General features: G+C 73.9%; 6 protein-coding genes and 1 pseudogene. 1 reads left to right on the top strand and 6 read right to left on the bottom strand.

Annotated elements, in window-relative coordinates; all coding sequences use genetic code 11:
- Positions 1–129: 129 nt before the first annotated feature.
- The 3 genes and pseudogenes from cobC to ACFVH5_RS34380 all read right to left on the bottom strand — a co-directional run.
- Complete coding sequence (gene cobC / locus ACFVH5_RS34390) at positions 130–1,335, bottom strand: Rv2231c family pyridoxal phosphate-dependent protein CobC (protein ID WP_385837595.1); 1,206 nt, start codon at positions 1,333–1,335, stop codon at positions 130–132.
- On the bottom strand, positions 1,325–2,164 hold the full coding sequence (locus ACFVH5_RS34385; RefSeq protein WP_385837594.1) for a sirohydrochlorin chelatase: 840 nt from the start codon (positions 2,162–2,164) through the stop codon (positions 1,325–1,327). Before ACFVH5_RS34385 ends, cobC begins: the two co-directional genes overlap by 11 nt.
- A gap of 282 nt (positions 2,165–2,446) precedes the next feature.
- Positions 2,447–2,863, bottom strand: a pseudogene (locus ACFVH5_RS34380) (cobalamin biosynthesis protein); the annotation flags it as partial.
- Positions 2,864–2,947: 84 nt separating this feature from the next.
- On the opposite strand from ACFVH5_RS34380, the gene ACFVH5_RS34375 reads away from it, so the two are divergent.
- On the top strand, positions 2,948–3,676 hold the full coding sequence (locus tag ACFVH5_RS34375; protein ID WP_384814728.1) for a ZIP family metal transporter: 729 nt from the start codon (positions 2,948–2,950) through the stop codon (positions 3,674–3,676).
- A 38-nt stretch (positions 3,677–3,714) separates the two neighbouring features.
- On the opposite strand, the gene ACFVH5_RS34370 is transcribed toward ACFVH5_RS34375, so the two are convergent.
- Genes ACFVH5_RS34370 through ACFVH5_RS34360 form a run of 3 tightly spaced genes read right to left on the bottom strand, consistent with a single transcriptional unit; the run spans position 3,715 to position 8,017 of the window.
- Complete coding sequence (locus ACFVH5_RS34370) at positions 3,715–5,298, bottom strand: cobyrinate a,c-diamide synthase (protein ID WP_385837593.1); 1,584 nt, start codon at positions 5,296–5,298, stop codon at positions 3,715–3,717.
- Positions 5,298–5,897 carry a cob(I)yrinic acid a,c-diamide adenosyltransferase gene (gene cobO / locus ACFVH5_RS34365; RefSeq protein ID WP_384814725.1) on the bottom strand — a complete coding sequence of 200 codons (600 nt, stop codon included), beginning with the start codon at positions 5,895–5,897 and terminating at the stop codon, positions 5,298–5,300. The genes ACFVH5_RS34370 and cobO overlap by 1 nt, the downstream gene beginning before the upstream one ends.
- Entirely contained in the window at positions 5,897–8,017 is a 2,121-nt protein-coding gene (locus tag ACFVH5_RS34360; protein ID WP_385837591.1) for a putative cobaltochelatase, read from the bottom strand. The genes cobO and ACFVH5_RS34360 overlap by 1 nt, the downstream gene beginning before the upstream one ends.
- Between the last annotated feature and the right edge of the window lie 57 nt (positions 8,018–8,074).

Below are 8,074 nucleotides of genomic sequence, written 5' to 3'. Positions count from 1 at the left end.
CCCCTTAGGGGCGCGGGGAACTGCGCGGGCAACCCCCGCGGTGCCGCACGATGTCCACGGCGGGCCACCCCCACCCCCTTAGGGGCGCGGGGAACGGCGCAATCAGTCCCGCCGACCCGGACGTGCGGGTCAGTCCGAGCGTGAGTCCGACCACCCCGCCCCGCCGGCCAGGCTCAGCGCCTGGTCCAGTGCCTGCAAGAACCGGTTGACCGTCGGACGGTCGCGTACCGCCAGCCGCAGCCACGTCCCGTCAAGGCCAGGAAACGTATCCCCCCGCCGCACAGCGAACCCCAGCCGCCGCAACCGCTCCCGCACAGCCCCCGCCCCCGGCAGGGAGACCAGGACGAACGGCCCCTCCGCCGGCTCGGCCACCCGCACCCCGTCGGACGCGAACTCCTTGAGCCCCGCCACCAGATGCGCCCGATCCGTGGCCACCCGATGAGCCGCCCCCGCCTGCTCGGCGAGCGCCTCCGCCGTCATACAGGCCTCGGCCGCGGCCAGCGCGGGCGTGGACACCGGCCACAACGGCTGCCCCCGTTCGAGCTCACAGATCGTCTCGGGCGCCGCGAGCACGTACCCGATCCGCAACCCCGCCAGCCCCCACGTCTTCGTGAGGCTGCGCAGCACCACGAGCCCGGGTATGTCCGTCCGCTCCGCGAGCGCCTCCCGTTCGTCCGGCACCGCGTCCATGAACGCTTCGTCGACCACCAACGTCCGCCCAGGGCAGGCGAGTTCGGCGATGAGCCCGGCCGGATGAAGCACGGATGTGGGATTGGTCGGGTTGCCGATCACGACCAGGTCCGCGTCCTCGGGAACGGCCGCCGGGTCGAGCCGGAACCCCTCCTCGGGACGGAGCAGCACCCGGTCGACCGTGTGCCCCGCGTCCCGCAACGCCGCCTCCGGCTCGGTGAACTGCGGGTGCACGACGACAGGGTGACGGACCTTCAGCGAACGGGCGAGCAGCACGAAGGCCTCGGCGGCCCCGGCCGTGAGCAGCACCCGTTCCACGGGCAGCCCGTGCCGCGCCGCCACCGCGGCCCGTGCGGCCCGCCCGTCCGGGTAGGCGGCCAGTCCGGCGAGCGACTCGGCGATACGGCCGCGCAGCCAGTCCGGGGGAGTACCGGCGCGGACGTTCACGGCGAGGTCGACGAGCGCCGAGCCGTCGTCGCGCACCTCGGCGTCCCCGTGATGCCGCAGATCATGGCCGTTCCCCTGCCCCTGACCTTGATCCTGCGCCTGACTCTGACCCTGACTCTCCCCGTGCCCACCGGCGCCCCAGGACGAGGAACCATTTCTCCCGTCCCGCCGGTCTCTCCCGCCGTTGTCAGTACGCATGAGAGGAGGCGTGGTCGCGGTGGAGGTCGCCGTCGTGGTGTCCGTGGCCGTCGACGCCCGGCCGGGTCTCCCGGTAGCGCTGCATCACCAGGTCGAGCAGTTCGGGCACCGGCCCGATGACGTCGGCGGGAACCACCTCGACCTCCGGATGCGCCGTCGCCCACCCCTCGCTCTGGTACCGGATCCGCTCCGGGAGCGTGCCGTTGAACAGGAAGTAGGGGAGCACGACGATCCGCCGCGCGCCGAGCCTCGTACAGCGGTCCAGGCCCGACGGCACGTCCGGCGCGGCCAGCGACACGAACGCCGTCTCCACACCCGCGTAACCGCGCCCCTCCCACAGCAGCCGCGCCGCCTTGTGCACCTCCGCGTTGGCCTCCGGGTCGGTCGAGCCGCGGCCGACGAGCAGCACGGTCACCTCGGCCCGGTCCTGGGGCGTGCGCACCGACCCGCCCAGCGCCTCGTCGAGCCGCCGCTCCAGTACGGCGAGCAGCGCGGGGTGCGGGCCCAGCGGACGCCCGTACGCGTACGAGGTCCCCGGGAACCGTGCCTGCTCACGGGCGAGCGCGGTCGGGAGGTCGCCCTCGGCGGGGCCCGTGGACACGAGCATCAGCGGGACCGTGGCGAACCGGCGTACGCCCTGCGCGGCCAGCTCGGCCACCGCGTCGCCGAGCGGCGGCGGGGAGAGCCCGATGAATCCGCCCGCCACGGGCAGGCCGGGGTTGCGTCGGCCCACCTCCCGTACGAAGTCGCGGAACGCCTCGGCTCCGGCGTCGTCCCGGGTGCCGTGGCCGGCGAGGAGCAGGGCTGGAGCGGGGGCGGGGGTGGTCACGAGGTCTCCTGGGGACACGGAACGGGGTGGGGGGAGAAGGCGGGCCGACCGGGCGGGCGCCGACCGCGGGCGGGGCAGGGGCCGACGCGTGCCTGACGTCCCGGAGGCGCCTGACGTGCCCGGGGCGCCCGACGTGCCCGACGGGTGTGGTGGCTCACTTGGGCTCCTCCTGCCGACGGTGGCCGCGCTGCGCCACCCTACGACCGCAGGCCCCGCAGGTCGCCGTCCCGCCCCCACTCATCTCGGGCACCCCGGCCGCTCGGTCCCGGCTCCGGCGTCCGTACCGGCCCCGGGCCCGGCCGCCGGGAACCGCCCGTCCCCGGTCCGGCGTACGACCGCGCAGGTCGCCCTCGCCGGTCGCGCGGACGACGTGCGCTTGGGGACGAGAAGGTCACCGCCACCGGCGAGGGCCGCGGCCTCGGCGACCGAGGGTGTACCGACGGCGGCGAGCGGCGCGGCCGAGGGGTTCGGTACGTCGACCCGTGCCAGTTCCTCGGCGCTGTACGTCACCACGGGCACCCCGAGCCGCTCGGCCGCACCGAGAATCCCCGGCTCACCGGCCTTCGTGTCGACGGTGGCGAGTTCGACGACGGACCGCGCGGACAGCCCGGCGTTCCGCAGGGCGTCCTCGACGAGCCCGAGTATTTCGCCGGCCGTCACGCCCCTGGAGGCACCCACGCCGACGACGAGGGACGGCGGTCCTTCCGGAAGCCGTGCAAGCCGGGCGGCATCCGGAGTGCGGCGAACGTGCGTGAAAGCGGGTTGATCGGATAGCAAGGGCGTATGGCGGTGTTCGTCGCGCTCGGCGCGTTCCTCATGACGCTGGCCGGCGGCTGGACGGCGCAACGCGTCACAGACCGCCGCCACCTCGTACTCGGCCTGGCCGGCGGCCTGATGCTGGGTGTCGTCGGCCTCGATCTGCTGCCGGAGGCACTCGACGCGGCGGGCGAGGAGATCTTCGGCGTCCCGGCCGCGCTGCTGCTGTTCGTGGCCGGTTTCCTCGGGGCCCACATGGTGGAACGGCTGTTGGCCGTGCGCCAGGCCTCGCACGGCGGTGGGGAACACGACGGGCGGACGCCCCAGGTGGGCCTGACCGCCGCCGCCGCGATGGTCGGCCACAGCGCCATGGACGGCGTGGCGATCGGCGCGGCCTTCCAGGTGGGCGGCGGGATGGGGGCGGCCGTGGCGGTCGCGGTGATCGCCCATGACTTCGCGGACGGCTTCAACACGTACACGATCACGACCCTGTACGGGAACGCCCGGCGCAAGGCGGTCGCGATGCTCGTCGCGGACGCCGCGGCCCCGGTGATCGGTGCCGCCTCGACGATGCTGTTCACCATTCCCGGGCATCTGCTCGGCGGATACCTCGGCTTCTTCGGCGGCGCGCTCCTCTACCTCGCCGCCGCGGAGATCCTCCCCGAGGCCCACCACGAACACCCGGCCCGCTCCACCCTGCTGTGCACGCTCGCCGGAGTGACCTTCATCTGGCTGGTCGTCGGCATCGCGGAGTGAGCCCCGGCAGACCGCTCCCCGAAGGCCGGGAGCCGCTCTCATCCCCCGGATCCCCCGGATCCCCCGGATCCCCCGGCACTCCCGCCACTCCCGGAACCCTCCGCACACCTCTCCACGAACCGCCGGGCGACCCCGGGTGAGCCCGCCCAGTGCGTGTGCAGATAACTCGCGTGCACACCCTGCTGGACGAAGCCCTCCAGCCGCCGTACCGGAGTGCGCATCCCCCAGGCGGCGGCAGACCCCGCCCCCGGCTCGACGACGGTCCGGTGGAACTCGTGCCCCCGCATCCGGGTGCCTGCCTCGGCCAGCGAACTGTCGGACACCGCGACGGCATCGCGGTACCCGAGCGTCAGCCGCGCGTCCATCCGGGCCTCGGCGTCGATGACCCCGCACATCGGGAGCCCGTCGAGTTCACGGGAGAGATAGAGCAGCCCCGCGCACTCGGCCGCGATCGGCGCCCCGCTCTCGGCGAGCGCGGCGACGGCCTTGCGCAGCGGCTCGTTGGCGGACAGCTCAGGCCCGAACACCTCGGGAAACCCGCCCCCGAGGACCAGCCCACGGGTCCCGTCCGGCAACTGCTCGTCCCGCAACGGATCGAACGTGACGACCTCGGCCCCGGCGGCGGCCAGCAACTCGGCCTGTTCGGCATAGGAAAAGGTGAAGGCAGACCCCCCGGCGACCGCGACGACCGGCGCGTTCTTCAGCCTGTCCGGCGTTTGAGGACGAGGCCGTTCAGGCCGATCCGGGGGTTCGGGGGCGGAGCCCCCGAGGGTCGGGACGGGAAGGGGCGGCGGGGGCGAGGAAGCCAGCACCTCACCCGCGTCCCAAGCCCCACCCCCCAATGCCCCCGCACTGCGCGCCAACGCGAACAACCCCTCCAGATCACACCCGTCCCGCACCCGCGCCCCCATCGCCGCGACAGCGGCAACCGCCTCGGCCCGCCGCTCGGCAACAGGCACCAGCCCCAGATGCCGGGACGGCGTCCCCACCTCCTCGGCCCGCCGCAGAGCGCCCAGCACCGGCACCCCGGACTGATCCATCGCCTCCCGCAACAACGCCTCGTGCCGATCGGACGCGACCTTGTTGAGAATCACGCCACCGATGCGCACCCCGGCATCCCAGGAGGCGAACCCGTGCACGAGCGCGGCCACGGACCGGGACTGCGAGGACGCGTCCACGACCAGCACGACGGGCGCCCGCAGCAACTTCGCCACATGGGCGGTGGAGGCCAGCTCCCCTTCCCCGGAAGCCCCGTCGAACAGCCCCATCACCCCCTCGACCACGGCGAGATCGCACCCGCGCGCGCCATGGGCGAACAGCGGGGCGATCAGGTCCGGCCCGCACATGTAGGAGTCGAGATTGCGCCCGACCCGCCCGCTGGCGAGCGAGTGGTACCCGGGATCGATGTAGTCCGGCCCCACCTTGTGCGGGGACACGGCGAGTCCCCGCGAGGCGAACGCGGCCATCAGCCCGGTGGCCACGGTGGTCTTGCCGCTCCCGGAGGCGGGCGCGGCGACGACCAGCCGAGGAACGGACCCCGACCCGGACCCGGACCCGAAGCCAGACCCAGACCCAGACCCAGAACTGGACCCGGACGCTCCCGAGGCAGAACCGAGGGACATCACCACTCGATGCCCCTCTGCCCCTTCTGACCGGCGTCCATCGGATGCTTCACCTTGGACATGTCGGTCACCAGATCGGCGAACTCGACCAGTTTCTCAGGAGCGTTGCGCCCGGTGATGACGACGTGCTGGGTCCCGGTCCGGCCCCGCAGCACCTCCACGACCTCGTCGACGTCGACCCAGCCCCAGTGCATCGGATAGGCGAACTCGTCGAGCACGTACAGCTTGTACGTCTCGGCGGCGAGGTCCCGCTTGACCTGCTCCCAGCCCTCGCGGGCCTTCTCCTCGTTGTCCTGCTGCGAGTCGCGCTGCACCCACGACCAGCCCTCGCCCATCTTGTGCCAGTCGACGGACCCGCCCTCACCGCTGGCGCCGAGGACGCGCAGCGCGTTCTCCTCGCCGACCTTCCACTTCGCGGACTTGACGAACTGGAACACCCCGATCGGCCACCCCTGGTTCCAGGCGCGCAGCGCGAGCCCGAAGGCGGCGGTGGACTTTCCCTTGCCCATCCCGGTGTGCACCATGACGAGCGCCCGGTTCCGTCGCTGACGAGTCGTCAGTCCGTCGTCCGGTACGACACTCGGCTGTCCCTGAGGCATTACGCGGCCCTCCTGCTGTTGCCCTGGCTCCTGCCCCGACTGCCGTCTCGGCCCTTGCCCTGTACGTCCCTGACCAGCCCGGCGATCGAGTCGGCCCGCAGCTCGTCGAGGGTCACGGCCGTCCCGCCGAGGTCACCCGCGAGCTGCCCCGCGAGTCCCAGCCGTACGAGGCCCGACTCGCAGTCGACGACGACGGACGCGACCTTGTCGGCGGCGAACAGCCGGGCGGCCCGCCCGGCGAGCGCGACCGGTTCCGGTCCGCCGGTCGCCCGCCCGTCGGTCACCAGGACGACCAGCGCGCGCCGGGCCGGGTCCCGCAACCGCTCCACCCGCAGCACGTCGTGGGCCCGCAGCAGCCCGGCCGCGAGCGGCGTACGCCCGCCGGTGGGCAGCGACTCCAGCCGCACCGCTGCCGCGTCGACGGACGACGTGGGCGGCAGCGCCACCTCGGCCGCGGAGCCGCGGAAGGTCACGAGCCCCACCTTGTCCCGCCGCTGGTAGGCGTCGAGAAGCAGGGACAGCACCGCGCCCTTCACGGCGCTCATCCGCTGCCGGGCCGCCATCGACCCGGACGCGTCCACGACGAACAGCACGAGGTTGCCCTCGCGGCCCTCCCGGGTGGCCTGCCGCAGATCGTCCCGCCGAACGACGAGACCGGGGCCGGAGCGCCCGCGCGCCCGCTGATGCGGCGCGGCGGCCTGCACGGTCGCGGCCAGATGCAGCTTGGTGAGCGCCCCGCGCGGCCGGCGCGCCCCGGTGGTGCGCCCGTGCTCGGTCCGGGCCCGCGACCGCCGCCCGGCGGCCCCTTCGCCCAGGCCGGGCACGCTCAGCACCTTCGTACGGAACGGCTCGGCGGCCCGTACGGGGGACTGCTCGCCCGCGCCGGGGGACGGCGCCCCTCCGTTCTCGGACTCGTTCGCGGGGGCCTCGCCCTGTGCGGGCACCTCACCGGAACCGTCGCCGTCGTCGCTGTCGCTGCCGCCGCCGTCGTCGGGCCCGTCCTGCGGGGGCCGCCCGCCACCGCCACCGGGCCCGTCCGGATCCGGGTCCTCGTCACCGGAGTCACCAGGGGCACCGGGGTCGTCGGAGTCCCCCAAGTCGTCCTCGTCGCTCGCGAACTCCTCCAGCGTCTCGTCGAGCTTGTCCTCGTCGAGGCCGGGCGCGTCGAAGGGATTGCGCCGGCGCCGGTGCGGCAGCGCGAGAAGCGCGGCCTGCCGTACGTCCTCGGCGAGCACGTCGGTCCGCCCCGCCCAGGCGGCCAGCGCGGTGGCGGTCCTGGCCATCACGATGTCGGCCCGCATACCGTCCACCTCGAACGCCGCGCAGGTCGCCGCGATCTGCCGCAGCGCGCCGTCGCCGAGGCGCACCGACGGCAGCAGCTTCCGCGCGGCCACGATCCGCGCCCGTACGTCGGACTCCTCGTCGGCCCAGCGGGTCGCGAACCCCTCCGGGTCGTCGTCGTACGCGAGCCGCCGTCGTACGACCTCCACCCGCTGGTCGGGCTCGCGCGAGGCCGCCACCTCGACGGTCAGTCCGAACCGGTCGAGCAACTGCGGCCGCAGCTCGCCCTCTTCGGGGTTCATGGTCCCCACGAGCAGGAACCGCGCGGCATGCCGTACGGAGACGCCCTCGCGCTCCACGTACGAGGCACCCATCGCCGCCGCGTCGAGCAGCAGGTCGACCAGGTGGTCGTGGAGGAGGTTGACCTCGTCCACGTACAGGAGTCCGCGGTGGGCGTCGGCCAGCAGGCCGGGCTCGAAGGCCTTCACGCCCTCCGAGAGCGCCCGTTCGATGTCGAGCGCGCCGACGAGACGGTCCTCGGAGGCGCCGACGGGCAGTTCGACCATCCGCGCGGGCCGCGGCACGCCGGGGCCCACCTCGTGGGGGCCGTCCGGGCAGGCCGGATCGGGAGCGTCCGGCGCACAGGAGAAACGGCAGCCGGGGACGACGTCGACCTGCGGCATGAGCGCCGACAGCGCGCGCACGGCCGTGGACTTGGCGGTGCCCTTCTCGCCGCGGACGAGCACACCGCCCACCGCGGGGGAGACGGCGTTCAGCAGCAGTGCCAGTCGCAGGTCGTCCTGACCGACCACGGCCGTGAACGGAAACGGGGTACTCACTGGTTGTCGTCCTCCAAATAGCCCAGATGTGCCAGATGTGCCAGGCGGCCCAAGTGG

It is taken from the genome of Streptomyces sp. NPDC127119, assembly GCF_042677425.1.
GTDB lineage: Bacteria > Actinomycetota > Actinomycetes > Streptomycetales > Streptomycetaceae > Streptomyces.
The sequence above is the reverse complement of the archived record's forward strand: the minus strand, read 5'-3'. Positions and strand labels throughout refer to the sequence as shown.

Bases quoted from the DNA above. Each gene is read 5' to 3' on its own strand.
- ACFVH5_RS34375 (WP_384814728.1), top strand. From the start codon at position 2,948: ATGGCGGTGTTCGTCGCGCTCGGCGCGTTCCTCATGACGCTGGCCGGC.
- cobO (WP_384814725.1), bottom strand. From the start codon at position 5,897: ATGCCTCAGGGACAGCCGAGTGTCGTACCGGACGACGGACTGACGACT.
- ACFVH5_RS34370 (WP_385837593.1), bottom strand. From the start codon at position 5,298: ATGTCCCTCGGTTCTGCCTCGGGAGCGTCCGGGTCCAGTTCTGGGTCT.
- cobC (WP_385837595.1), bottom strand. From the start codon at position 1,335: ATGCGTACTGACAACGGCGGGAGAGACCGGCGGGACGGGAGAAATGGT.